This is a genomic window from Fibrobacter sp. UWB7 (genome assembly GCF_900142945.1).
In the GTDB taxonomy this organism is placed as follows: domain Bacteria; phylum Fibrobacterota; class Fibrobacteria; order Fibrobacterales; family Fibrobacteraceae; genus Fibrobacter.
Map to the genome: position 1 here is coordinate 14135 of NZ_FRCO01000002.1, position 26287 is coordinate 40421.

Consider the following 26287-nt stretch of genomic DNA (forward strand, 5'->3'; position numbering starts at 1 on the left):
GCTTTCTGCGTTATAGGCCTCCAGCCACTTGCGGCTATGCCGCGAGAGCCCGCCCCTGCGCAGCAGGGAACGCCTTCCGGAACAGGATCGGCGCATTTACCCAGTACGACAAGGGCTTTTTCGACATTTTAAAGAAATGTAACATGGATTGTCTCTCCGAATCGGATGTAGAGGTTTTTCAAAAATCCTTTGACGATAATGCGGGGCTCTCTTTTGAAGGCTTGGTGCAGAAATCCCATTCATCTGCATGGAAAGAAGGCGAAAATACCTCTATTCGCATGAGCGAAATCCTTGATGAAATTGATGCCGACAAAGAGGTTCGCGATATGGTCAAGAATGAACGTGAAATCATGTCTGCGCTGAGTGTAAAGAATGTTTGAAATAAATCTTGCTCAGGGTGATGTCCTGCTATCTTTTTGATTCGTCAATTTAAAGAAGCTTTAAAAAAAAAGCACCCCGCAGGGTGCTTTTTTAAGCTTTGTGAATCGCGAATTAATCGTCGTCTTCAGCCGGCTTCTTGGACATCTGCTTACGCTTGATCGGGTCGAGCTCGGTCTTGCGGATGCGGAGCACTTCCGGAGTGACTTCGATGCATTCATCTTCATTGATGAAGGTCACGCATTCTTCCAAAGTCATACGGCGGTACGGCGTGAGCTGGATCATGTCGTCAGAACCTGCTGCACGCATGTTCGTGAGGTGCTTGCCCTTCGTGACGTTCACGGTGATATCGACGTCGCGGTTGTGTTCACCAACAATCATGCCCGGATAAACTTCTGCACCCGGACCAATGATGAGGTAGCCACGATCTTCAAGCTTGGAGAGAGCGTAGCTTGCGGCTTCGCCCGGTTCCTTGGCGATGAGCACGCCGTTGATACGTGCCGGGATTTCACCCTTGTACGGCTGGTATTCCTTGAAGAAGGACTGCGTCACGGCATAACCCTTGGAGAGGGAGAGGAGCTTCGGACGGATACCGATGAGGCCACGGGACGGGACGATGAATTCGAGCTGTACGCGGTCGTTGTCGTCGGTGGTCATGTTGACCATTTCGCCCTTGCGCTGCTGGATTTCCTGGATGCAGGCGCCGCTGAATTCGCTCGGGACTTCGACCTTGAAGTCTTCCACCGGTTCAAGGAGCTTGCCGTTTTCGTCGTTCTGGAAAATCACCTGCGGAGAGCCGATGGTGAATTCGTAAAGTTCACGGCGCATGTTTTCGACGAGAATCGTGAGGTGCAAAATGCCACGGCCAGAAACCTTGAACGTCGATGCGCCTTCTGCCTTTTCGACGAGGAGGGCGGGGTCTGCCATGTGGGCGCGTTCCAAACGTTCCTGGAGCTGGTTACCCGTCATGAACTTTCCACCGTACTTGCCGGCGAGCGGGGAGGTGTTCACCGTGAAGAGCATGGAGATGGTCGGCGGGTCGATGTGGATACGCGGCAAGTGCTTCGGATTGCTTGTTGCGCTGAGCGTGTCACCAATGTCAAAGTAGTCAAGGCCTGCGATGAGGATGATTTCGCCCGGACCGGCTTCTTCAATCGGCTTCGGGGTGAGGCCTTCGTAGCGGAGGATCTTCTGCGGGCGGATGGTCTTGACGGTGCCATCCGGGAATGCCTGAGCGTAAGTCTGGTTCGGCTTGAACACGCCCTGCTGTACACGACCTACAGCCAAACGGCCGAGGAAGCTGGAGTATTCGAGGGAAGCAATCTGGAGGAGCGGTTCACCATTCGGATCGCCCTTCGGAGCCGGGATGCGTTCGATGATCTTGTCCATCAAGATACTGAAGTCGCCATCCGGGTCTTCAAGTTCGGCGCGGCAAATGCCCTTACGGCCACTACCGAACACCTTGTCGAAGTCGAGCTGTTCTTCAGATGCATCGAGTTCGCAGAACAGGTCAAAGACCTTGTCCAAAGCGAGGAGCGGGTTGCAGCCGTCGCGGTCGATCTTGTTCACGACGATGATCGGGGTAAGACCGAGCTGCAAAGCCTTCTGCGTCACAAAGCGGGTCTGGGCCATCGGGCCTTCGAATGCGTCAACCACCAGGATAACGCCATCGACAGTACCCAAAACGCGTTCCACCTGGCCACCGAAGTCAGCATGCCCCGGGGTATCGACGATGTTCACGCGGTATCCCTTGTACATCACGCTCGTGTTCTTGGAGAGGATGGTAATGCCGCGTTCGCGTTCGAGGTTATCGGAGTCCATCACGCGGTCCACGATTTCTTCACCTTCATGGAAGGTTCCGCACTGTTTGAGGAGCTGGTTCACCAGGGTTGTTTTACCGTGGTCAACGTGGGCGATGATGGCAACGTTTCTGATTTTTGATTGATCCATATTTTACCGTTTGGCTTTAATTTTCGGCGCAAAGATAGAAAAATGAGCGGAAAAATGCAATATTTAGCGTTCGTATTCTATATTTAGGGGCGTGAATTACTTGGCTTTGGATTACGGAGAGCATCGTGTCGGGGTCGCTTTTGGCGATTCCGAGCTCAAGATGGCGTTTTCGCGCGAGACGATTGACCAGAAGACGACGAACCTGTTCGAGCGCCTGGACCAGCTCGTGCGCCTCAACAAGATTGACGAATTTGTCGTCGGGATGCCGTACCACCCGGATGGCCGCAAGGATGGCAAGAACGTGGTGGTGGAGGCTTTTATCAAGGACCTCTCGCTCCGCTTCCCGGGAATGAAAATCCATACGCAGGACGAATCGTACTCTAGCGTGCAGGCGCAGGAGTTCACCTCGTACATGAGCAAAAAGAAAAAGCAGAAGAACAAGGCCATTATCGACCGCACTGCTGCCGCTATCATACTCCAGCGCTGGTTCGACGAGAACCCATAACCACTTCGCTTTTTCGTCATTCTGAGCGTAGCGAAGAATCCAGTTAAGTTACTTTTTACTATATTTTAATCATGGCTAAAGAAATCGATAATTTTGATGATGAAGAAATGGACGAAGCCAACGGTGCGATGCTCGATGCATTGAACGCCGAAGAAAACTTTGTCCCGCAAGTCCGTGACTACAGCGACCGTCGTATCCTGATTTGGGAAGAAGACGATGTCCGCCGTGAAGCCTGCCTCGAAGTCCTTTCGGACTTGCTCGTGGGCGCTTACTTCAAGGCCGTGAAGACCGAAGAAGAAGCTCTGCAGCAGCTCGAAGAAGACGACTGGGATACGTTCGTCGTGGACTTCTACACCGAAGGTGTTTCCGTCAGCGATTTCATCAAGCGCGTGAACAACTATCCGGGTTCAATCTTGGTCGCCATCAACATGGGTCCGCTGACGCTCCCGGAAGAACGCGAACCGGCCAAGGCCGAAAACTTGCGTCGCCTGTTCGACATCGAACGCGCCAGCTCCCAAATCCACGCTTAAACCGCACTCTCGTCATCCTGACGCCGAAGGCGGAAGGACCCAGTAAAGTCTTGTTTATGCTGTCATGCCGAACCATTCCGGCATCGCCATCTTGTAAAAGGTCGCCCCAAAACGGGACGACCTTGTTATTTGTCATGCCGGACTCTCTCTCGTCATTCTGAGCGTAGCGAAGAATCCAGTGACGATCCGTTTTAATCGTTAATTCCCGCAGGCGGAAATCACGCCCGGCGTAGGCGTGTCCGTGCACCAGGAATCCGGTTCACTACGCTTGTTCCACAACCCGATATTGAGCTGTGTACTCTTGCGTACCGCCGCCGAAGAAGACCCGATGGGGAGCGGAGTCACGTGAAGCGTATCCGCCTTGCCGTAATAGAGCGAGTCGAGAACGTTTCCGTTGCACTGCAACACAATCGAACCCGAAGTCTTGCCGAATTGCGGCATGCTTTCGGTGTACCTGTAAATGCCTGCAATGTCAGCGGTTTCACTGGTGCCTACGACAAGCACCTCGTTGGGCGGGAGCGTCATGGTGGCGATTTCTGCCGCACCGCTCACGTTCGAAGTTTTCCCAAGCGTGCATTTGTCCAAAACGAGCGTGTCCGTGCTGCCGTTGTAGAATTCCACGAACGTGTACTGCGTGGAATCCTTCGGCTGCACAAAGAACTCGCTGACCACGATGTCATTTGTGGTTGGCGAACGCTTCATGGCGGGGAGCTTGAGCGATACCTGCAAATTCACGTCCTTCGCAATGTCGATGGCAAGTGCTATCTTGCTGCGGAGCGATTCAATCTGGAAATTCGGAATAGGCGTGTTTTCGTCAAGCGTGAAGTCGTCTTCCATGCTGAAAATAGTCTTTCCGCTTTCGTCCTGCATCGAGATGGCGATGTGGTATTCTCGGTCGAGCTTGAGGTCGTCACTGGTGAATGTGACGTTGTCCGAATCGAACACCATGGGGTAGGTGAACGTTTCGTCTCCGCTGGTGAGCTTCATTTCGCCTTTCTTGATGCCTGCCGGGTTGCCGAAGCCGATCGGAATTTTCACGTAGACAAAACCGACAAGCGCATGCATCGGAATGTTCAAGTTCACGGCGGAACCTGCTTCGAGGGCTGTCGTGACTTCGCCTTTTTGCATTAATGCACCGTTCGCGTAGAGCTTCGCTTCAAAAGTCCAGTCGTCACCCGGGAACAGGTCGAGATTAAACGACTTCTTTTCGATGGAATGCACGAGGTGGACCGTATCCGTGCCATAGCAGTCCAGCACAAGGCTGTCGAGCAAGGGCGTTTCGGTATAGTCCAGCTTGAGCGCAACGTTCGCGGTTTCGCCGATTTCGATGGTGATGGGGGATTCTGCCTTGGATTCGTCAGAGCAATTCCAGAGTGCAAGAGCGGTAAGAGCCGTAGCCGCACAACGGCAGACGTGTTTTTTTGTTGTAGGACTCATATAACCTCCTGATATAATGGTTGGTCCTACACGTATATAACACGCAAGTTTGCTCCAAATATTCCGCTAAATTTCTGTAAATTTTTCTAAACCGAATTCCGCACGATTGTATTTGTCATTCCGCGCGCATCCCGCAGCCGCATTTTACAAATGCAATTTGCTTTTCCCGTTCTCGACGCGGTTCCCTTGCAACTTCGCTGCGCAGGCTTTGTCTTGCCGTAAAATCTTCACGAGCGCACTCGGGCTCAGCCCGAACGCCGCCGCTGCGGCTTTTGTATCGCCGTTTTTAGTCGCCATGATGTCAAAGACGTGTGCCACAAACAGCGGAAACTGCGGGTTGCTCGGCTGGATATGCCCGTTACTCCCGGGGAATTTCATCTCGACGGCGGGCGGTTCTTCGCGAACGTTCAACGCGAGCGCCATTTGCATGCGATGGAGGGCGTGAATCTTGTTCTCTTTTGCGCTCCTGCTTTCGGAAGACTTAATTTCTAAATTATATTGTTGTAACGAAAGATGAACGCCGGTATTGGTCTTGTTCCTATGCTGACCGCCGGGCCCGCTGCCCTGATAACCTTTCAGGGAACAGGCGCGTAAAAGTTCATCCAGATTCATTTTCAGGTAGGTATCGCGATGCATGTTCTGAAAAATAAAATAGTTCTAGCGCTTTTGGTGAGCGTTTTTGCAATTATGGCGGGTTGTGCCGGGTCTTCTCAAGGCTCTGCGGGTGAACCAACCGAGACGGCAGCCGTCCGTGACGCAAAGGTCAAAGCCCAGGAATCTCAAAAGCTTGTCATGCTCGAAGAGATGTATGAACTGTTCAAGTCCTCGGTCAAAAACCGCGCTCCGCACGATATCTTGCTCGACTTTTTGACGGACCCTTCGGAAGATTGGCTTAATGAACTCGAAAGCCACGCCAAGTCTTATGATGCCGCCGCTATGGACACATGCCAGTTCTACGAAGCCTACGCCATCGTGCTTTACAGGCTTTACGAACGCGAACACCTCTGGACCGTGCCGGATTACCGCATGCTTTACTTGCTCCTTTACGATAGCGGCTTTTTGGATGTGGTGGACCACGTGAAAATGGGACCGTTCGAAGTCAGGAACGACCGCGGAAGTGTTGGACTTGCTTCAAGCCCGAAGGTTCCGATTATGCTCTTTAACTGGGACGATACCAAGTGGAAACTCGACTTGATTGAAACGCTCCCGCTCATCACGAAGGGTGTCGAAGCGACTGCTGCGAAGAAAAACTGGACTGGTGCAAAGCTTGCCCTTTACTGGCTCGACAAAAAGTACCACTTGCAGTATTCGCGTTTGGACGAATCGTTGTTTGAGCCTATTGGTTTTTAATTCTTTTTTCGGACTTCAAATCAAGGTATAGTGTCTATGCGTAAGTTTCTTGCGGTTTGTGCGCTTTTTTCCATTCTTGTGACTTCTGCGTTTGCTGCACCCGCATCTTCTGCGAAAGCAAAGTCGGTGGGCTCGACTAAAATCTATGGCGCTATCGAAGCGAAGGATGGCTTTTTAGGCGGGCGCCTTTTTGACGTGCTCGATTCTGTCGGCGGTACGGGAACGTGGATGGAATGGGACGTGAACGGCGTTCGTGATCCGTCCGTGATGAAGGTCTTGGACCCGCTTCTGAATTCGACGAACAAGCCGAAGATGATTTGGGCGATTACCGAACGCGCAAAGCCGTTGCTTGCTGTGCTCTTGCCGAAGGGGGCGGGCGAGGTCATTGTCTTTTACGAACTTGGGGCTCTCGATGGTAAGCCGGTTCAGCTGAAGCTCAACAAGGTCCTTTCTCCCGATGTCGTGTTCAGAGATTACAAACAAATTTCTGAAAAGGAGTTCGTGCATCTCGACCGTCCGAACTTGAAAATCTCTGTGCTGGACAAGATGATTCGTTTTACGTATGACAATCCCGATAAAACCCCGCTCCGTTACGATCCCGATTTTGCAAAGAAGACTATTGTCGAAAAGCGTACCGAAGTGAACGACTATCTCGGTTTTTTGAAGTATGAATATTCTATGATGCTCCGTGCCTTTGTGCAGTCGACCCGTGGCATTTTCAACTGGCAGCCATGGCACTGGTATATGGACAAGTGGAACGCAAAATCCGTGATTTCGGCTAAGGAAATCGAGATGATTCTTTCCAAGGGTGTCCCTCCGGAGTATATAACAGTCTTTAAAGCCAAGGCTTCTAGCGGCGAAATGATTGAAATGCGTACAACGGGCAACGGATTTTTGGAAATGGTCATTACAAGACCCTAATTTTAACACCCAAAAAGATGTTACCATTTGTCATGCCCGCCGCTGAGCGGGCATCTCCATTTCTGTTTTTTACTATTTTAGAATTCGTGAAATCTATCATCAAAAAATTTCAGATTCTATTTGTTGCCTGTGCAGCAGTTTCTAGCTTGGCGTCTTCTGTCATTGAAGATTCCAGGAAACAGTTTATTTTAGACGACGAAGTCCTCAGCTCGTTTGAAGTGTCTTGTGAAGACGGTTCGGGAAAGCAATTCCATCCTGAAAATGCCTTTTTTAAGGATGGGGCTCCATTCCGCAATTATCGCTTGGCGCTGCCGTCTGGTGATAAGCCTTCGGTCTCTGTGACGAACAGCAAGCTTACTCCGCTAGGTTCATCGCTTTGCAAATCCGTTTTGATAAAGCAACAGTCCATCACGATGTCTTCGCCGTTCCTCAAGGACAATGTGTGGATGATCGATGTGCAGGTACCTCTTTATGTGAAGCAGGGCGCCTCCATCGCTTTACGTGAGAATTTCCGCTTGAATGTCAAGTTTGCATCGGCTACTGCCAGCGGTCGAAATCCTGGTGCCCGTGCGCTCATGCGTGTGGAAAATACCAAGGGAGCCTCCCAGTTTGGTATTGCAGGGCGATCAAATGCAGTCTTGCGCAAGGAAGCCCGCTCTGAAATTGATGATATGGTGCAGCTCGCCGAATTTGTGGTGGGTGACGACAACATGGCGACATTTGCCGAAGACGGCATGTATGCGGTCGACTTTAAGCAAATCCGCAATTCGCTTTTGAAGGTTGTGCGCCAAAGTGAGCTCGATGGAATTTCTGTTGACAAGCTCTGCCTGTATGGTGTCTCGCCGGATACGCTTGCGGACATGGCTCCGGGTTCCAAGCTCCGTAACCCGAACCAGCTGCTTGAACTGCCCATCAAAGTCGATGACCGCAATTCCAACGGCATTTTCGATGATGGCGACTCCCTTTATTTCGTTGGCTATGGCAGCGCTTTCTGGAAACGAATCGATGCAGAACCGCTAAGCTCTCCTAGAACGAGCATGGCGTATTTCCATTCGTATTCGCCGTATTCCTCGACCCAGCATTTTATTTTGGGATACAAGCAAGTGGGGAAGGGGCTACGCCTAGAAACACTTTCCGAACCGAAATCTACGCCGAAGGATATTGAATGGCTCCGTTACGTCCGTGGCGAAAAAGACGTGCTGTTGCGCGATACTTATTATGGAAAGTCCATTGACTGGGAAAAGACGACCGGTAAGGAATGGTTCTGGGTTTGGCATGCTCGAAAAGATACGACTGTAGTTTCCTCTTCGGAACTGGGCTTGCACATGCCGACTACGGAATTGCCGGGACTTGTTTCTGGCGGTAAAGGTTTTGTTGCGGTTTCATTTTTCCCGTACCGTTCTTTGAGTTCTTCTAAAGATGTCGACCAGTCTACAAGCTATAAATTCTCTACAGCTTTTAGTTATGCCGATAGAATTAAGTTCATTCATTTTGGAATGAGGGTAAATGACGAATTCCATTCGAGATTAAAAGCGCAAGAAGATTACTGGAATGATGGTACTATTTTGCCGGGCTGCAATTTTGCAATGCAGGTCTATTCCTTGAAAGAGTCCGGGAACGAATATGAATTGACAATATACCCCAACGATTACCAGTACGACCGCTTTGATGGCTATTCTGTCGCTTACCAGTGGGATCCGACTGCGGTTTCTATAGATTCTGCGGAATGGATGTTGCCGGGCTTTGCTACTGGCATTGTCCGCATCCCGGTGGGCAAAAACGAAAATCTCCGCTTGGTAAAGTTCAAGGACAATGTTCCCGTAGGGTACTTGAAGGTTACGAACGGGGTTGCTGTTGATAGCATCGGTTACAATGATGATGTCCGCTATTTGCTTTTGAATGGCAAGGACCGCCGCAATGCGGATCGACGTAAGACGCTCTCTATTGAGGGGATTCCGCTTGCCTCGCAGAACGTTGTGCAGAAGCTTTCGCAAATTTCTTCGAAGACGGAATACCTCATCATTACGCCCGAAGAATTCCTGGCGCCTGCCGAATCCTTGGCGGTGTTCCGTTCTAGTGACAAGTCTGCAAGCCCTCTTCAAACGGCTGTTGTCGCTGTCGAAAATATTTATAGGCATTATACTGCAGGCAGGCTTTCGCCGATTGCGATTAGAAACTATATCGCTTATGCCCGTAGCGTTTGTCCGGACTTGCGCTTTGTGTTGTTGGCGGGTTCCGGTCATTACGACTACCGTGGGTTCAACGCCAAGTATGGCAAGAACTATATGCCTCCGTTTGAAAAGGAATCTTCTGTGACGGAAGATTTCTTTGCCGCTCTCGATTCCGGTGAAGTCGTGCGTAGCGGTAAAATGTACGATTTGGATTTGGCTTTAGGGCGTTTGCCTGTTTCTTCTGTGGATGAATTCTATGGCTACGTCGGCAAGGCTCGCGATTACGACGAAGTGAATTGGTTTGATCAAAGTGAATGGCGTTCGACGCTCTTGCTTGCTGCCGATGACGATCGCAATTCTGTTGAGAAAGATATTATCGAGCATACGGGTTACCAAGAAACTTTGGCAAGAGCTATCGATGCCGTTGCGGCTTCGCAGGGTTTCCGTTTGAACCTCAAGAAGATTTACCTCTTGGATTATGTGTTCGATGCGGCGGGGCAGAAAATGGATGCCATGAATGACTTCTTGAATGTCATGAACCAGGGCGCCTTGATGACAACGTATTTTGGACATGGTTCAAAGGTGGCTTGGGCTTCAGAAGGCTTGCTTAAAAATTCGTACGTGTCGAAACTATCCAACAAGAAAAAGTACACTGTGCTGAATTCTTTTGCCTGCACTGTTGGGCGCTTTGATGAAGGCGATACGAGGTCTTTGTCGGAAACCTTTGTGATGGCTTCGGATGTTGGTGCTATTGCCGCTATTGGTGCCGCTCGCGAAACGTATGCTGGCTCGAACGAAGTCTTTGCCCATAACTTTATTCGTCGCGCATTGGGCGAAAATGGTATTTACCTAGGGGTTGCCTATATGAAGGCGAAAGACAGCGTTTATAGCGGTGCGTGCGACAAAGATTGCATGTACAATGCAGAACACTTTGTCTATATTGGCGAACCGGTCATCCGTATGCCGCTCGCCGAGAAGAAAATTAAATTTGATAACCCGGTGGATTCTATCATGGCTTTGGACAAGATGAAGTTGTCCGGAACGGTATCGGGGATGTCTTCGGGCAATATTTCCTTGACGCTTCGTGAAGGTCGATTTGAAAAGAAATTTACGTCCGTCAATGATGTGACGACGCCTGTTCTTTACGATGGCGCTCTTATTTATTCCGAAGTTATTCCAGTTGTCGGCGGCCGTTTCGAGACCGAATTTGTGACTCCGAAAAAGCTCAATATCGGTGATACTCTTGCGGAGTTGCGTGCTTGGGCTTATTCTTCAAATGATGTGGCTATCGGTCGCTCTCTCGAACAGAATATCAAGATTGCGGGTATTTCGAATTATGCGGACTCGCTGGACGACAAAACGCCTCCGTCGATTAGTATCCAGTCGTGCTATGCGGGCTCTTCGTCTTCATTCTCCAATAACCAGTTTGTCAAGATGCAGACTCCGGCATGCTTGCAGGTCGTTATAGAAGATGAAACCGCTTTGGATTACCGCGAACAGGCAGATGAAGGTATCACGTTTGATATCATCGGTGTGGAATCCCCGTACCATCCGGCTCCATTCCTGGAACAGTCTTCGAAACGCGCTGTTGCCCGCAAGACGTTGACTACGGAAGCGTTCCCGCCGGGAACCTATACGTTCAGGGTGCGCGCCTTGGATGTGCTTGGAAATCTCTCTATAAAGTACGTCAATCTCCAGATTACGGAGTCTTTGCAGGTCGGGCTTACGGATGTGTTCAACGTCCCGAATCCGGTCGGCAAAAAAGGCACGACATTCTACTTCAAGAATCTCGCTCCTGAATCCGATTCGAGGGTAACGATATTCATTTACAACCAGCATGGCAGACTCGTCAAGGTCATTAAGGATGCCAAGTCCGGTGTCACGCACTGGAATGGCAAGGACAATTACGGTCGTTTGCTTGCTAATGGCTTGTACCACTATGTAGTACGGAACGAAGTCAAGACTTCCGGCTCTAAAACTCAAACTTGGACTAAAAAACAAAAACTGTTGATTTCGAGGTAAATAATGGAATTACGTGAAAAACCGGGCAAAGTGCAAAAGCTTCTGGAACTATCCCTCCGCTTTCGCCTGATTTTTGTGCTGTTGATGGTTGGTTTTTCTGTGGCGTTCCTAGCGACAGGCTGGCAGCAGATGGCTTCTCTCCCGTTGGGCGCTTCTGAAGCGCTTGGCATGTGGGTGGCGAACTTTACGAATGTGGCTTCGGCTTGGCATTCTTCGCAGTACATCTTTGTCGCAGCGCTTTCGATGATTGTGCTCTTTTCCGTCTTTGGCGGGGTTCGCGGTGGCGTGGGCGGCTTGCTTGCTCTCGCTGCTTTTGTGGGCTCGCTGTTTGCCTTGGGCGGTGACGAAGACTTGCTCCTGATTTTCTTTGCCGTGTTTGCGGGTGTTGCGCTTTTGCTTGTGCTTTTTGCCAAGTGGAGCGTTGCCTGTGCGCTGTTCCCGTTTGCACTTTCGTGGTTATTGCTTACGGGATTTGTAAGTTGGTTCCCGTTGATGATTGGCAAGGCTTGGCTCATGTGGGCTGTGCTTAGCGCTATCGCTTTCTCGGGCGTTGTCGCCTGTGCTCTGATTGCAGGGAAGGAACTCGGTGAAGGAACGCCCTCTGCTGGCGCTCTCGTAAAGGCGGGCAAGAGAATGCTTGCTCCCGTGATTATAGCCTCGCTTCTCGCACTTTCGGCGCTTGTCATTGACATGAGCGTCGTTGTGGACTGGAAGAGGATCGGCTGTGCCGCCATTCTTTGGCTCTCGTTTAATGTGTGGTTCTTCGTTTTCACCTTCGGGACGATGTCCTTTGCCCCGTGGGAACGCATCCGCTCCGGCTCCCGCCGCGTCAAGATGACCGACAAGAAAAAGAGCTCTTCCAAGAAGAAAAAGTAGGACTGTCATCCCGGCCGGAGCCTGTGCTGAGCAAAGTCGAAGCATGCCGGAATCGCCATTTTAACCATTACCAAAAAGCGTCCCGTGCGATTTGCACGAGACGCTTGTTGTTGGAGTGTGGATGTTTTATTCTTTCTGATTATAAGTTAGATTGTTTTGAAGCAAAAAGCCCTACTTTCGTAGGGCTTTTTATGGATAAAAAATCCATGTTGAGAAATGGTGTTGAGAATTTCCGTGCGTGTTGATCTACGCTACGTTCATGCTTTGCTCGCGGATGCACTCAATCTCGTTTTTGAGCTCGATGGCAAGTGCTGCGATTTCGGCGTTCTGGCACTTAGTGCCAAGCGTATTCGCTTCACGGCCCATTTCCTGGAGGATAAACCCGAGGTTCTTGCCCTGGGCGCCACCCTTGGCGAGCGCGTCGAGGAACAGCTTGTTGTGGCTGCGGAAACGCGTGATTTCTTCGTGGATGTCGAGCTTGTCTGCCATGATGCAGGCTTCTTGCAACAGGCGGACATCGTCGATTTCGGAATCCTTCATGAGCGTATTGATGCGTTCGCGGAACTTGACCTTCCACGTTTCAATGCGCTGCGGATCGAGGACTTCGACCTTGTCGATGACTTCGTTCAGGTGTATCACGCGGCGGGTGAGGTCTACGGCGAGGTTCGCGCCTTCCTTTTCGCGCATGGCGATGACACCGTCCAAAGCCTTGTCGAGTTCAGCCTTCAGGTGCTTTTCCCAGACATCGTTGTCGTTGTTTCCGTCCGTGAACTGCAAAACTTCAGGAATCGCAAGCACATGTTCAAGCTTGATGTCGCCTGCAATGCCGTACTTTTTTTGCATCGCCTTCGTGATTTCCACGAACTTTGCCACAGCGGCTTCGTTGTAGCAAACGGGAATGTTCCCGGCGTTGCCTGCACCAAGCGTAATCGAAAAGTTCACGGAACCGCGAACGAGCTTGTCCTTGATTTGTGCCTTGAAGTCGTTTTCGAGGTAGGCGAAGTTCTTTGGAATCTTGCTCGAAATTTCGAGGAAACGGCTGTTCACGCTACGCACTTCGATAACGCACGTGATTCCTTGCAATGTGGATTCGCTCTTGCCGAATCCGGTCATGGAGATAATAGACATTCTAAACCTTTTTCGAAATTGTCGCAATCACATGTTCGGCGCCAAAGTTCGGCAGCCCAATGGCGGTCAGGAACTTGCTTATCTTGTGTTCATTCTGGAAGTGCAGGTTTTCAATCTTGAACCCTTCCTTGTTACACAACGTATAGAAGTCCTTGAGCGTAAGCACGCGAATGTTCGGCGTGTCGTACCATTCGTAGGGGAGTTCCTTCGAAATCGGCATACGGCCGTGGAGCATCAGGCTTCCGCGAGCAGACCAGTGACCGAAATTCGGGAACGTCACGATGACCTGCTTCGCTACGCGCAAAAGCTCGTTCAAAAGGGCGACCGGGTCGCGAATTTCCTGAATCGTGCGGTTGATAATGGCGTAGTCGAAACTTCCGTCCTTGATGTCCGTGAGACCACTTTCATCCAAGTCGCGCTGGATAACTTGTACGTCTTTTTCGAGGCAGTCGAGAATTCCCTTGATGTTCTTTTCGATGCCAAAGCCCGTGACGTTTTTCTTGCGGATAAGGTAATCTAGCAAGTCGCCACTGCCGCAACCGAGGTCGAGTACATGGCTACCTTCCTTCACGAGCTTGCTGATGCGCTGGAAGTCACTCTGGTCGTGGAATACAGGCACCGCCTGCGTTCCGTTCTGCGGGATGATCTTTGAATCGAGGAAACGGCCCACAGCCTTGCCGAGTTCGCCCACTTCAATCAAAAATCCGTCATGGCCAAATTGCGTGTCGAGTTCGAGACTCGTCACGGTCTTGCCGGTGTTGAGGAGCGCGCTTGTAATGCGGCGGCTCTCGTGCGGCGGGAAAAGCCAGTCGGTCGAAAGGTTCACGTTCAGGACTTCAGCCTTGATGCCCTTGAAGGCGTTCTCGATGCTGCCGTATTCCGTTTCGAGGTCGAATGCGTCGGTCGCATGCGCAATGTGCAAATAGCTGTTCGCATCAAATCGGTCAACGAACTTCGTTCCCTGATAACGTAAGTAGCTTTCAATCGGGAGGTTCAAGTCGTACGGTGTCGAGTAAGTGACGGCGTGGCTTCTGTTTTCCTGATCCTGGGCGCGCTTGAACTTCTTCTCCATGCCCACTGCAGAGAGGTACGTGATGTGTGCAAGCTTGCGGGCGTTCGCAAGGCCGATGTCCGGTCTTGTCTTACCTTCTTCGTAATAGTCGCCACCGTGGAAGTTCGGGTCTTGCGTGATGACATCGCGGGCCACCACTTCAAAGCCGAGCGCCTGGCTCGAGAATCTGGGAGAGCTAGCAATCACGATGATGCGCTTCACCTGTTCCGGGTAGTAAATTGCCCATTTCATCGCCTGGAATCCGCCCATGGATCCGCCGATGACGCTGTAGAATTCCTTGATGCCAAGACCGTTTGCAAGTTCCTTTTGGGCGTGTACCATGTCGCCTATCGTAATGGTAGGGAAGGTGCTGCCGTAAGGCTTGCCCGTGCGCGGGTTGATCGTTGCCGGACCCGTGGAACCCTTGCATCCGCCGAGGATGTTACTGCAAACTACAAAGAATCGGTCTGTATCGATAGCCTTGCCTGGTCCGATGAGTTCATCCCACCAGCCGGGCTTCTTGTCATTTTCGGTATACCAGCCGGCGGCGTGCGCATCAGCGGTCAACGGCGAACAAACCCACACAGCGTTATCGCCGGCGGCGTTCAATGTGCCGTACGTTTCGTAACGGATGGTCAAGGCAGGGAGCGTCTTGCCGCTTTCCAGCAAAAAGCCCTGTTCTCCATAATCCTTGTTGAAATCCTTGGGGATTACGGGACCAAACGATTTATGCAAATATTCACTCATATGCATAAAAAATAGTAAAATGTTTGGTTCTTGGTCGTTCGTCTCGACCCATTAGTTAAATGTCTTTCGATGATAGCTTTGCGACAATAACATTTGTCTATTGTTACTTATACCATTGACTAATGACCAATTACTATTGACTACGGACTAATGACCAATGACCACTGACCACTGACTAATGACCAATTACTATTGACCAATGACCACTGACCATTGACTAACAATTACTTTGTAAATTCTTTTCGTGCGATTTTAGTCACGTTTTTTACCCACCACACTTTTGTAACTTATTGAATTGCTTATAGTTACGGACTTCGATTTGCGAAAAATGGTCAAAAATTCGGATTTTACAATCGATTTTAATGGATACAGATGAGACGATTGTGTATGCTTTTTTGATGTTTTTCTCCAATCAAAGTAAGTTTTCGTTATTATATTTCTCACACATCGTGGGCTGATTGTGCCCCAAAGTTTTAACTCAAAGGACTAAAATGAAACGTCTATCTCTCATTGCTATGGCTCTTGTAGTCTCCGGCCTCGTTGCTTGCAACCAAGCTTCCGCTGGCGGTTCGTTCAACCAGCAGGCTCGCCTCGATTCCCTCGAAAAGGATTTCAAGCAGGTCAAGGAAGAATTTGAAATCATCAAGTATGCTCTCGACAAGCGCGGCATTTCCCTCGAACAGGCTCGTGCCGAAATGGAAGCTGACAACAAGGTCTGGGACATCCCGGATGATGAAAGCCCGGTTTTTGGCAACACCAAGAATCCTAAGCTCACGATTGTCGAATTCACTGAATTCCAGTGCCCGTACTGCTCTCGTATCGCTCCGACCATGCAGGAACTCAACAAGAAGTACCCGAACGAAATCAAGTTCGTCTACAAGCACTTCCCGCTCAGCTTCCACTCCAATGCTAAGGCCGCAGCCGCTTCTTCTATCGCTGCTCAGAAGCAGGGCAAGTTCTGGGAATACCGCTATGCTCTCGCACCGCACTCCCGCGAACTCTCCGATTCCGTCTACCTCGCTGTAGCTAAGGAAGTTGGTCTCAACGTCGAACAGTTCAAGAAGGACATGGTTCTCGATTCCGCTATGAATGCTCGCATCGACAAGGACTTCCAGTTGGGCGTCAAGGTCGGCGTTCAGGGTACTCCGAACTTCTACATCAACGGCAAACGTCAGGATCGCTTCAGCCCGGATCTCGTCGAAAAGATGTTGAAGGAAGCGAAGTAATTACGTTTTCAGGCGTGCACGTTAAATTGATTGACGTGTGCGCTTTTTAATTTTCAAGTTTGTAATTTAAATTCAAAAAAAACAACAAAAGGATGCACATTATGATTAAGCAATCATTGAAAGTTGCCTCGCTCGCCGTCCTCGGCTTGAGCGTTACAGCTGCAATGGCTCAGCCGAAACGTCCGCATCTGGCTGTGTACAAGTTCTTCGATGAACAGTACCGTCCGGGTGGATACGATTACTCTTACGGCGGCACGAGCAAGGGTGTCACCATCACCAAGTCTGGTGGTTACAAGTCCAAGGCTGCCTTGAACATCAAGCTGGACCCGAAGGAATACTCCGGTGCTTCCATCTGCCTTTACAATGAATTTTTCGACTTGAACAAGTACATGCTTGATTCCAAGGTCGAATTCATGATCAAGGGTAAGCATGGTGGCGAAGCTGTCAAGGTCGGTCTTCTCGACGAAGAAGTCTCTGATGGCAAGAAGACTCAGGTCGTGCTTCCGATGAACAAGTACATCGAAGGCGGCGCCGTGACGACGGATTGGAAGAAGGTTTCCATTCCTCTCGTGGACTTCCCGGACCGTGGTCTCTACTGGGACAACACCCGCAAGTCCGAATTCCCGGCTCGTATCGACTGGGACAAGATTGCTGAAATCCGTTTCTCCATTGACAAGAGCGCTGCAAGCGAATTCGAAGTCTGGGTCGACAACATCGAAATCGTGAAGGGCAACAAGAAGGCTGCTCCGAAGAAGCAGATGGTCTACTGGGACGAAAACAATGATATCATTGACGGCCCGAAGAACCCGGAAAAGCTCGACGGCAAGGCCAAGACTCTCGCTACGTTCTATGACAACCAGGTCAAGGGCTTCTCTTATAGCTACGGTGGTCTCACCGCTCAGCGTGAAGCTCAGTCCAAGACTCCGGGCAACAAGAACGTGCTCGCCATGTACATCGACAACAACGACTGGTCTGGCGTGACCTACTCTCTCGGTGAAGGCAAGTTCATTGACCTCTCCAAGGTTCGCGACAAGGGCGGTCTCTACTTCTGGATCAAGGGTAAGCTCGGCGGCGAAAAGCTCTACGTCGGTATCCTCGACAACCAGGGCAACGACATTAAGAGCCAGACCAAGGTCGGCCTCAACGACTGGATCAAGGTCTCCAAGGATTGGCAGCTCGCCAAGATTCCTCTCAAGCGCTTCACCGACAAGGGTAAGGCTTGGGACGCTAACAAGTCCGCTGAAGTCGCTAAGGATATCAAGTGGGACAAGATTCAGGAAATCCGCTTCTCCGTTGGCAAGGGTGAAAACCAGGGCGAACCGGGCAAGCCGGCTCCTGTGACGGTCTTTGTGGACCAGATCACCTTCACGTCTAACATCGACTGGGTGGACCCGGATCTCAAGTGGGATTCCTTCAAGTCCAACGCTCCGGACTACGTGATCTCCGACTTCGAAAGCAAGTTTGCTAAGGACAAGTGGGAACCGTCGACCGGTCCGAAGTCTCAGCTCAAGTTCAAGGTTGAAAACTGCGCCGAATTCAAGGGCAACTGCTTGAATATCGAACACTACCTCCTTGCTGACTGGGTTGACGTCGTGCTCGACATGAAGAAAAATGGCCGTCCGGCTGCTGACCGCGACTGGACCAAGCACTGGGGCATCATGTTCGACGTGTACTCCGAAAAAGCTTGGCAGTCCATCACCGTGCAGATCCAGGATGCTGGCAACGAAATCTTCGTTTCCAACGTCGGTGCTCCTAAGGGCAAGACGACCATCCTCGTTCCGTTCCGCACCTTCGGCAAGTTCCCGTATTATCAACCGCCTGACGCTGTTGAAAACGGCCTCTTCGACCTCAAGGGTGTAACCGCTCTCGACTTCAAGCCGAGTGGTGAAGGTACTGCCGGTGGCTTCAAGATTGACAACATCCGCTTGACCAACCAGCGCGAAGTCAAGGCTAAGGAACGTCCGGCTGTCATCAAGGTCTTGGTGAAGGGCGAAAAGGATGTCCTCAACCCGGATATCTCTGGTGGCTTGTTCGGTATCAACGCTGCCCTCTGGGACGGCGACATGCTCGACAACAAGAACTTCAAGGTTCAGACTCGCGAATTTGCAAAGCGCATCAACCACGGCATTATCCGTTACCCGGGTGGTCTCCGTGCTGATGACGACCACTGGAAGGAAATCCTCGACAACCACGACTGGATGGTCGACACCGACGAATTCCTCGAATGGTTGAAGAAGACTGGCTCTAACGCCATGTTCACTGTGAACTTCGGTTCCGGCACTGAAAAGGAAGCCGCTGACTGGGTCAAGCACACGAACATCGACAAGAAGGCTGGCATCCTCTACTGGGAAATCGGTAACGAAATCTACGGTAACTGGCATCCGTATTACGAAAAGTATGGTAAGGACGGTGGTACCATCTATGGTAAGCGCGCTCGTAAGTTCATCGAAGCCATGAAGAAAGTTGATCCGACCATCAAGGTGGCTGTGCTCGGCGTTCTCGAAGGCGACTGGAACGAAAAGGTCCTTGCTGAAACGGGTGACATTGCTGACGGTCTTATCGTCCACCACTACCCGCAGCACTTCGGTGAAGAAAACGACTTCGCTATGCTCTCTGCTCCGCAGACCCTCACTGCAATCTACGAACGCTTGCACAAGGTCGTCGACAAGTGGACTGCAAAGTTCAACAAGAGCAAGAAGATCGAACTCTGGCTCACCGAATGGAACTCTGTTGACTTCAACCCGGGTCCGCAGACCTTGTCTGTCGAAAACGGCTTGTTCGTCGCTGACTACCTCGGTATGCTCGCTACTGAAAACGTCGACAACGCTCAGTACTGGGATATCCACAACGACATCACTCCGGAAGGCGGTGACTACGGTTACTTGACCCGTTCTGGTGAAGAATGCATGAACTGCCCGCGCCCGAGCTACTGGGCATTCCAGATGGCTTCCGACGCTCTTCGTGGCAAGCTCATGAAGACCACCATCAAGGGTGACGAAGACGCTCTCCTTACCGCTTACTGGACTGTAAACGGCAACAAGAAGCAGCTCCTCCTCGTGAACAAGAGCCCGTACAGCGAATTCGACATCAAGCTTGACATTCCGGGCTTCAAGGGCAAGGCTTCTGTCCAGACTCTCGACAAGAGCTCTGAAAAGCTCAAAGAAGGCTGGGCAAACGATCCGTCCAAGAAGGCTAAGACTGTCGATATTTCTAAGGGTATCAAGGTCGGCAAGCGCACCCTTACTCTCATCACTTTGAACTAAGTCGATGAACTAAGGTTCGCAAACTAGATTCTCGAAATCTTGAAAAGGACTCCGCATACGTGCGGAGTTCTTTTTTTGTGTGTAAATAGCGTGGTTTTGGAAACTGTCCTTTGTGTATATTAATCCCAAAAGTCTATTGAATTCAAACCTTCAATAAAACCTTCAATAAAAGGAGAATCGTGAAAATGATAATGCGTAGCCTTGTACTCCTTTTGATTTCTATTTCGGTTTCTTTTGCCAATTGGGAAATTGATGATTGGCATATCTCATTTAAGTCTGTTGTAGATAAATTCTCAAAAATGCAAACCGTGGCTGAAAAGCTCGAAACCGCCCCGGTTGCTTATTATGGCAAGCTCATTCAAAGAGAATATTTGCAACGTGAATCTTTTGACGTGTACAATTCGGAATTCGAAAAGAACTTTCCGCAAGTGTACCAGTCTTTTATGGGCTGGTCTGACTACAAGCTGAAACGACAAAATGAATTGTTGATGCAGGCGCCTGAAAAGTACCAGCAGATGTTTGAACAACGTTATTCGGCAATGAATGTGAAAGGCTTTTTCTTGATTCACGATGAAATTCGTGTAGACAAAATTTATGACAAAGAAACAAAAACGTGGGTAACGCCTAAGCCCGGTGAAGAGAAAAAGGAACTATTTTCGTTTGCGTATGTCGGACCGGATATTTCGCAAGATACGTCCTGGAAAATTTCACAGCGAATGATGAGCCGTTTGAATGAGCCTGAAGAAAAGTTGATGCCTGTTAGGAGAATCTTCTTCATGGATGGCTATTCCGAAGAATGTTACTCCTTGGTCGATACATCTATTTTTGAAAGAATTCAGTATTTCCCACACCGATTGAAGTATGATGTTGATTTGAATGCGGAGAACGCACAGACTTCGATGACCGCGAATATCGATAAGCTTAGCTCAATGCCGCAAAAACTTGTTAAGAGCGAGGGGAGGGGGCGTTTTAATGCGTATGCCGATTTTGGGCGTCCGTTCTTAGCGGGGGATTTTCCAGACTTTGATCCGGTCTTTTATTTGGATTTTGGTTTTAATCTTTATAACCGCAATTGGTTTGCGGGGGTTGGGGTGAGTATCCGTAAGTTTGATGCCAAGTGCGATTCATGCGGTACGGGCGATTTTGGTGCGCACGTGGAATTTGGATATTTGTGGCTGAAAACGGATTATATCGAGAGTGGCGTTTGGGGAAATCTCGGTTTTTCGGCAATCGAAATCCCACCTGAACGAGGAAGTCAAGATTCGGAATACCAGCACGAGCGATATTTCCGCTATGGCTTTGGCATTTTTGTCGAGGCGCTGTTCCCGAAGCTGATTGGGAAACCTGTCGATAGCTTCTTTGAACGTGGAATTGGGAACCGTTTTGGCGTGCGTTTAAAGCTTGGAATGCAGAACATCAATATTTCGGATATCGGGCATGCGAAGGGGCTTTCACCGTTTGTCTCGTTTGGCATTACCTGGCATTGCATGGGACTACGGTATTAAAAAACACCATCTCATTGAGATGGTGTTTAGTGGATGATGCAGGGGTCGAACCTGCGACCCGCTGATTAAGAGTCAGCTGCTCTACCAACTGAGCTAATCATCCAAAATTCTTAGGTCGCCTTTTGGCTATGTCTTTGCAAAAATCAAAAGTCGCAGTTTCAAAGTTCGTTAGATTCCACTTTCGCTTTCAAAAACGCTTAGCTTTGTCTGACGCTTTTGTATTTGCAATACCTTACCTTTCGGTTTGGTATTTAGTGGATGATGCAGGGGTCGAACCTGCGACCCGCTGATTAAGAGTCAGCTGCTCTACCAACTGAGCTAATCATCCATGATTTGGTCGCCTTTTGGCTATGTCTTTGCAAAAATCAAAAGTCGCAGTTTCAAAGTTCGTTAGATTCCACTTTCGCTTTCAAAAACGCTTAGCTTTGTCTGACGCTTTTGTATTTGCAATACCTTGCCTTTCGGTTTGGTATTTAGTGGATGATGCAGGGGTCGAACCTGCGACCCGCTGATTAAGAGTCAGCTGCTCTACCAACTGAGCTAATCATCCATAGTCGCTTAGGACGCGCACAATTATAGAAATAACGGAATAAACTGGCAAGGGAAAAGGGCGATTTTTTTTTATTTTTTCTGCTATGAGTCTCAATTCTAACCGTCTGGACGCTTTTCTTTCGCACCTCGGGGTGGAAAGAGGCCTGTCTCCGGTAACTATTCAAAGTTACCAGGAGGATTTGAGGCATTTTATAGCCTGGCTGGACGATAACGGCATTGACCTTAAGGAGCTGAAGCCCGAAAAGCTGGACGAGTTCCTGACGCTTACGGCGGGGCAGGATGAGTATTCTCCGACATCGGTTGCGAGGCATTTCTCGAGCTTGCGCGGGTTCCTCAAGTACATGCAAAACCAGGGCGAGTACGATTACAGCACGGAATCGATGCTTGCGACTCCGAAGCTCGGGCATTACCTGCCGCAGTACCTGACCCGCGAAGAAATCGATAGCGTTTTTGAAAGTGCCGCAAATGGCAAGAATCCACTCCGAGACACAGCTCTGATTGAGCTCATGTACAGTGGAGGGCTCCGCATTTCGGAAGCGCTTAGTATAAAGCTCTCGCAAATCGATCTTGAGAACGAATGGCTTTTGCCGATTGGCAAGGGCAATAAGCAGCGCCTTGTACCGCTCGGGAGTAAGGCGAAGGAAAATCTCCGCGCATGGATTGATGATGGGCGCCCCTTAACGCACCCGACGGCGGACAATATTATTCTCAATTCGCGAGGGAAGCCTATGACTCGCATGGGTGCGTGGAAAATCGTGCAACAGCATACGATGCATTTGAGCAAACAAGTTTCTCCGCATACGTTCCGCCATAGCTTTGCGACGCATTGCCTGGAGGCTGGCATGGACTTGCGCGTTTTGCAAGAACTTCTCGGGCATGCAGACATCAGTACCACGCAGATTTACACGCACGTCGATAAAGACTTTATCAAGGTTGAACATCGTAGCTTCCATCCTAGAGAGACCGCACAGGCTAGAGTCGAAGGTAAAGCGCCTTAGGCCCGTGCTCTCGCCGACAAGCCTTGTTAATACAAGGCTCTTTCGGCTCACAAGAGACCGCACAGGCAAGAGTCGAAGGTAAAGCGCTTTAGGCCCGTGCTCTCGCCGACAAGCCTTGTTAATACAAGGCTCTTTCGGCTCACAAGAGACCGCACGGGCGAACAAATAAGAAATTTTTCTAAATTATTAGTGTATGAATCGCCTTGTTGCTTTATTGTCGCTCGTTGTGTTGATGGCTTCGGCTGTTTGGGCTGGACCGCTTTCGACTCCCTATACGCATAACGGGCTATTTGCAAGTGCTTCTGTGGGCTTGGGCTACGCCTCCTTTGAAAATGCGGATGGCACAGAATCTCTGATTGCTGATGGCTTTGGGATGAAACTGCATGGCAAGCTGGGCTATTACATTGTGCAGGACTTGGCGTTGCATGCCAATTTGGGCTATGTGATGTATTCTAATTTCCGCGAAGCACGTGAAGGGCTCCCGACGTACGTAGACCATGATTTTTATGTGCTGAGCTCCGTCTACTTAGGCGCAGGCGTAACGTATTATATCCCCCAATGGAATAATGTGTTTTTGGGTGGCTCTCTAGGGGTTACCGGATATGAGCTTGATTGCCACAAGTATGCAGGGAATACAGGACTCAAGGCTTTTAGCTTTGATGTCGATCTTGGCAAGGATTGGTGGGTGAGTGAGCACTTTGCTTTGGGTGCGTCCATCGCGTATAATTATGGCAAATACTGGTCCGATGACGATGGCGTTTTTAGTTCGTCATCCGTGATGCTCATGTTCTCGGTGACATTGAATTAGCAATAAAAAATCCCTGAAATAAATTCAGGGACTTTTTAATGAAATTCTAGTAACTAATGACTAGTGACTAAGAACTGCGCGAATGCGCTATTATCTTTCGAGCTTGAAGTAGACTGCCGCAAGAGGCGGAAGCTTGATGTTTAAGCTGCACTGGCGATTCTGCCACGGAATGTCTTGCGTCCAGACTTCACCGAGATTACCGACGTTAGATCCGCCGAACATGGCTGCATCGGTGTTGAAAATTTCTTTCCAAGCACCGCGAGCAGGAGCGCCCAGGCGGTAATCGTTACGGACAACCGGCGTGAAGTTGAACACGCAGAGAATCATGTTGCCATGGTCATCCTTGCGGACAAAGCTTACGATGGAGTTGTCGGCATCGTCGCACCAAATCCATTCAAAGCCGGTGTAGTAATGGTCGATTTCCCACAGCGGAGAATTTTCCTTGTAGATGTGGTTTAAGACCTTCATCATTTCGAGGAGCTTGCCGTGGCTATCCCAGCTGACTAAGTGCCAGTCGAGCGAACGCTTTTCGTTCCATTCGCGGAACTGACCGAATTCGTTGCCCATGAAGTTGAGCTTCTTGCCCGGGTGTGCGTACTGGAAAGCGTAGGTGAGGCGGAGGTTTGCAAACTTCTGCCAGTTGTCGCCAGGCATCTTGCCGAGCATGGAACCCTTGCCGTGCACCACTTCGTCATGGCTGAAAACTTGTATGAAGTTTTCAGAATAAGCGTAGACCATGCTGAACGTAAGCTGGTTGTGGTGGTACTTGCGGTAGATCGGTTCGTGCTGGATGTAGCTCAAGAAGTCGTTCATCCAACCCATGTTCCACTTGTAGTGGAAGCCGAGACCGCCCTGCTCTGGCGGGCGAGTGATGCTCGGGAAGCTAGTCGATTCTTCGGCGATGAGGATGGCATGCGGGGTCAATCGGCCCATGATGCTGTTCAAGTGCTTCAGGAATTCGAGCGTGTCGTAGTTGATGTTGCCGCCGTCCTTGTTCGGTACCCATTCGCCCGGGCCCTTACCGTAGTCGAGGTAAAGCATGGATGCAACAGCGTCGACGCGGAGACCGTCGCAGTGGAATTCCTTGAGCCAGTACATCGCGTTTGCGATGAGGAAGTTCTTGACTTCGTTACGGCCGAGGTTAAAGATGTATGTGCCCCAGTGCGGGTGTTCGCCTTGACGCGGGTCGGCGTGCTCGTAGCAGGCGGTGCCGTCGAAACGTCCGAGAGCGTGTGCATCCTTCGGGAAGTGGGCTGGAACCCAGTCCAAAATCACGCCGATTTCGTTCTGGTGGCAAAGGTCCACAAAGTGGCGGAACTGGTCCGGCGTGCCGTAGCGGCTCGTGGGGGAGTAGTAACCGGTGACCTGGTAGCCCCAGGATTCATCGAGCGGGTGTTCGGCGAGCGGCAAGAATTCCACGTGCGTGTATCCCATTTCCTTGAGGTACGGGATGAGGCGTTCGGAGAGTTCGTCCCAGTTGAGGAAACGGTCCGGATTAGCCGGGTCGCGACGCCAGGAACCGGCGTGGACTTCGTAAATGTTCATCGGAGCGCCAAAGACCTTTGTGGCCCAGTGCGTCTTCATGTAAAGATCATCGCCCCATTCGTAACCGTCGAGGTGTGTTGTGATGGAGGCTGTTGCCGGGCGGACTTCGGCGAGCTTTGCAAGCGGGTCCACCTTCACATGGAGGTTCCCGTCGGCGCCGTGAATTTCAAAGCGGTAGAGTTCGTTTTCACCAAGATTCGGAATGAAGATTTCCCAAATGCCCGAGGCACCGAGCATGCGCATCTGATGACGGCGTCCGTCCCAGCTGTTGAAGTTGCCGACTACAGAAACGGCGTGTGCGTTCGGAGCCCAGACGGCGAAGTGTACGCCTTTGAAACCCTGGTGTTCGATGAGGTTGGCGCCGAGCTTGCGGTAAAGTTCGTAGTGCGTGCCTGTTGCAATCAGGTGGCGGTCAAAGTCGCTGAGGACCGGCAAGAATGCATACGGATCGACGAGCGTGTATTCGATGCCGTCGCCCTGCTTGATGATGAGCTTGTAAAAGAACGGCTTGTATTCCAAGTCGAGGATGGCTTCAAAAAATCCTGTGTCGCCAAGCTTCACAAAGTCAAATTCTTCAGTGCCGTCGCACGATTCACCGCGGACAAAGCATGCCTGCGGCTGATAGGTGCGGATGACGGTCTTGATCCCGCGATCGGTTTCGAGCGGGTGGATACCTAAAATTGAAAAAGGGTCTTTAGTCTTGAAGTCCCAAATTGCCTGCATGTTTTCTGCGGTCAGGCTCGTGAAATCGTTCCATTCCATAGATTTTCTCACTTAATGTTTTAACGCAAAGAAAAATAACATAAAATGAGAATGTTATGCGAATAATTGCAATAAAAACCGTAATATTTGGATTATTATTACATTTGTATCGAATGGAGGCTTATAATGGCTGTAGTGATGGAAGAAAATGCAAATCCGATGAAGTTTGAAAAGCTTTTCAAGGTGACGCCCGAGATGATTGACGAAAACAAGCACATGAACAATGTGTGGGCGGTGCAATGGGTTCAGGATATTTCGATTGCTCATTCGGATTCCGTTGGTGCAACGGATGTGATGTACCAGTTCGGTTGCGGTTGGATGATCCATACGCAGTTTGTGGAATACAAGAATCAGGCGTTCTTGGGCGATGAAATCCGTGGTACGACTTGGGTCGCTGGCTACAGCAAGGTCGCGAGCGTACGCAAGTGCCGCTTTGAACGCGTTTCCGATGGCAAGGTCGTTTTTGAATCCGAGACGCAGTGGGTTCTCATGGATATGAAAAAGGGAAGGCCGTTCGCCATCCCTCAAGAAATCAAAGACCGCTTTCAAGTGAAGTAGTCGT

General features: G+C 50.2%; 19 protein-coding genes and 3 tRNA genes. 13 read left to right on the forward strand and 9 right to left on the reverse strand.

Going from position 1 to position 26287, the window contains the following annotated elements; translation table 11 throughout:
* The first annotated feature begins 143 nt into the window (after positions 1–143).
* Positions 144–380 (forward strand): hypothetical protein, encoded by a 237-nt coding sequence (locus BUC30_RS05575; RefSeq protein ID WP_073423947.1) that lies wholly within the window; start codon positions 144–146, stop codon positions 378–380.
* Positions 381–492: 112 nt separating this feature from the next.
* Here BUC30_RS05575 and typA read toward each other — a convergent pair whose 3' ends face one another.
* Complete coding sequence (gene typA, locus BUC30_RS05580; RefSeq protein ID WP_073423948.1) at positions 493–2328, reverse strand: translational GTPase TypA; 1836 nt, start codon at positions 2326–2328, stop codon at positions 493–495.
* 91 nt (positions 2329–2419) lie between these two features.
* On the opposite strand from typA, the gene ruvX reads away from it, so the two are divergent.
* Positions 2420–2833, forward strand: coding sequence for a Holliday junction resolvase RuvX (gene ruvX / locus BUC30_RS05585; RefSeq protein ID WP_073423949.1), 414 nt, complete (start codon positions 2420–2422; stop codon positions 2831–2833).
* Positions 2834–2904: 71 nt separating this feature from the next.
* The gene (locus BUC30_RS05590) at positions 2905–3363 is read left to right on the forward strand and encodes a hypothetical protein (protein WP_073423950.1); all 459 of its coding nucleotides are present in this window, start codon (positions 2905–2907) and stop codon (positions 3361–3363) included.
* A gap of 198 nt (positions 3364–3561) precedes the next feature.
* On the opposite strand, the gene BUC30_RS05595 is transcribed toward BUC30_RS05590, so the two are convergent.
* Both BUC30_RS05595 and BUC30_RS05600 read right to left on the reverse strand, forming a co-directional pair.
* Positions 3562–4800, reverse strand: coding sequence for a lamin tail domain-containing protein (locus BUC30_RS05595; RefSeq protein ID WP_073423951.1), 1239 nt, complete (start codon positions 4798–4800; stop codon positions 3562–3564).
* Positions 4801–4944: 144 nt separating this feature from the next.
* Complete coding sequence (locus tag BUC30_RS05600) at positions 4945–5436, reverse strand: peptide chain release factor family protein (RefSeq protein WP_073423952.1); 492 nt, start codon at positions 5434–5436, stop codon at positions 4945–4947.
* A gap of 33 nt (positions 5437–5469) precedes the next feature.
* Here BUC30_RS05600 and BUC30_RS05605 point away from each other — a divergent pair, with 33 nt between their 5' ends.
* The 4 genes from BUC30_RS05605 (at position 5470) to BUC30_RS05620 (ending at position 12140) form a co-directional block, all read left to right on the forward strand.
* Complete coding sequence (locus BUC30_RS05605) at positions 5470–6150, forward strand: hypothetical protein (RefSeq protein ID WP_244536504.1); 681 nt, start codon at positions 5470–5472, stop codon at positions 6148–6150.
* A 36-nt stretch (positions 6151–6186) separates the two neighbouring features.
* Complete coding sequence (locus tag BUC30_RS05610; protein WP_073423954.1) at positions 6187–7071, forward strand: hypothetical protein; 885 nt, start codon at positions 6187–6189, stop codon at positions 7069–7071.
* A gap of 86 nt (positions 7072–7157) precedes the next feature.
* Positions 7158–11264: a C25 family cysteine peptidase gene (locus BUC30_RS05615; RefSeq protein WP_073423955.1), complete on the forward strand. Its 4107-nt coding sequence runs from the start codon at positions 7158–7160 to the stop codon at positions 11262–11264.
* A 3-nt stretch (positions 11265–11267) separates the two neighbouring features.
* Positions 11268–12140 carry a hypothetical protein gene (locus BUC30_RS05620; RefSeq protein WP_073423956.1) on the forward strand — a complete coding sequence of 291 codons (873 nt, stop codon included), beginning with the start codon at positions 11268–11270 and terminating at the stop codon, positions 12138–12140.
* A 246-nt stretch (positions 12141–12386) separates the two neighbouring features.
* Here BUC30_RS05620 and BUC30_RS05625 read toward each other — a convergent pair whose 3' ends face one another.
* Complete coding sequence (locus BUC30_RS05625; protein WP_073423957.1) at positions 12387–13268, reverse strand: YicC/YloC family endoribonuclease; 882 nt, start codon at positions 13266–13268, stop codon at positions 12387–12389.
* 1 nt (position 13269) lies between these two features.
* A complete protein-coding gene (locus tag BUC30_RS05630) occupies positions 13270–15066 on the reverse strand; it encodes a homoserine O-acetyltransferase MetX (protein ID WP_244536505.1) in 1797 nt (598 codons plus the stop codon).
* A gap of 491 nt (positions 15067–15557) precedes the next feature.
* Between BUC30_RS05630 and BUC30_RS05635 the strand changes: the two genes are divergently transcribed.
* From BUC30_RS05635 to BUC30_RS05645, 3 genes are all read left to right on the forward strand, one after another.
* Positions 15558–16292 carry a DsbA family protein gene (locus BUC30_RS05635; protein ID WP_073423958.1) on the forward strand — a complete coding sequence of 245 codons (735 nt, stop codon included), beginning with the start codon at positions 15558–15560 and terminating at the stop codon, positions 16290–16292.
* 101 nt (positions 16293–16393) lie between these two features.
* Positions 16394–19555 (forward strand): carbohydrate binding domain-containing protein, encoded by a 3162-nt coding sequence (locus BUC30_RS05640; protein ID WP_073423959.1) that lies wholly within the window; start codon positions 16394–16396, stop codon positions 19553–19555.
* Positions 19556–19740: 185 nt separating this feature from the next.
* Entirely contained in the window at positions 19741–21060 is a 1320-nt protein-coding gene (locus tag BUC30_RS05645; protein ID WP_073423960.1) for a hypothetical protein, read from the forward strand.
* A 30-nt stretch (positions 21061–21090) separates the two neighbouring features.
* On the opposite strand, the gene BUC30_RS05650 is transcribed toward BUC30_RS05645, so the two are convergent.
* From BUC30_RS05650 to BUC30_RS05660, 3 genes are all read right to left on the reverse strand, one after another.
* A tRNA-Lys gene (locus tag BUC30_RS05650) sits at positions 21091–21163 on the reverse strand.
* A 152-nt stretch (positions 21164–21315) separates the two neighbouring features.
* Positions 21316–21388 (reverse strand) — tRNA-Lys (locus tag BUC30_RS05655).
* A 149-nt stretch (positions 21389–21537) separates the two neighbouring features.
* Positions 21538–21610: transfer RNA gene (locus BUC30_RS05660), tRNA-Lys, on the reverse strand.
* Between the two features lie 85 nt (positions 21611–21695).
* Between BUC30_RS05660 and BUC30_RS05665 the strand changes: the two genes are divergently transcribed.
* Positions 21696–22610, forward strand: a complete 915-nt coding sequence (locus BUC30_RS05665; protein ID WP_073423961.1) for a tyrosine recombinase — start codon at positions 21696–21698, stop codon at positions 22608–22610.
* A 193-nt stretch (positions 22611–22803) separates the two neighbouring features.
* Complete coding sequence (locus BUC30_RS05670) at positions 22804–23418, forward strand: outer membrane beta-barrel protein (protein WP_073423962.1); 615 nt, start codon at positions 22804–22806, stop codon at positions 23416–23418.
* Positions 23419–23508: 90 nt separating this feature from the next.
* On the opposite strand, the gene glgB is transcribed toward BUC30_RS05670, so the two are convergent.
* Complete coding sequence (glgB, locus tag BUC30_RS05675; protein ID WP_073423963.1) at positions 23509–25725, reverse strand: 1,4-alpha-glucan branching protein GlgB; 2217 nt, start codon at positions 25723–25725, stop codon at positions 23509–23511.
* 126 nt (positions 25726–25851) lie between these two features.
* On the opposite strand from glgB, the gene BUC30_RS05680 reads away from it, so the two are divergent.
* Entirely contained in the window at positions 25852–26283 is a 432-nt protein-coding gene (locus BUC30_RS05680; RefSeq protein ID WP_015732505.1) for an acyl-CoA thioesterase, read from the forward strand.
* The last annotated feature ends 4 nt before the right edge of the window (positions 26284–26287 follow it).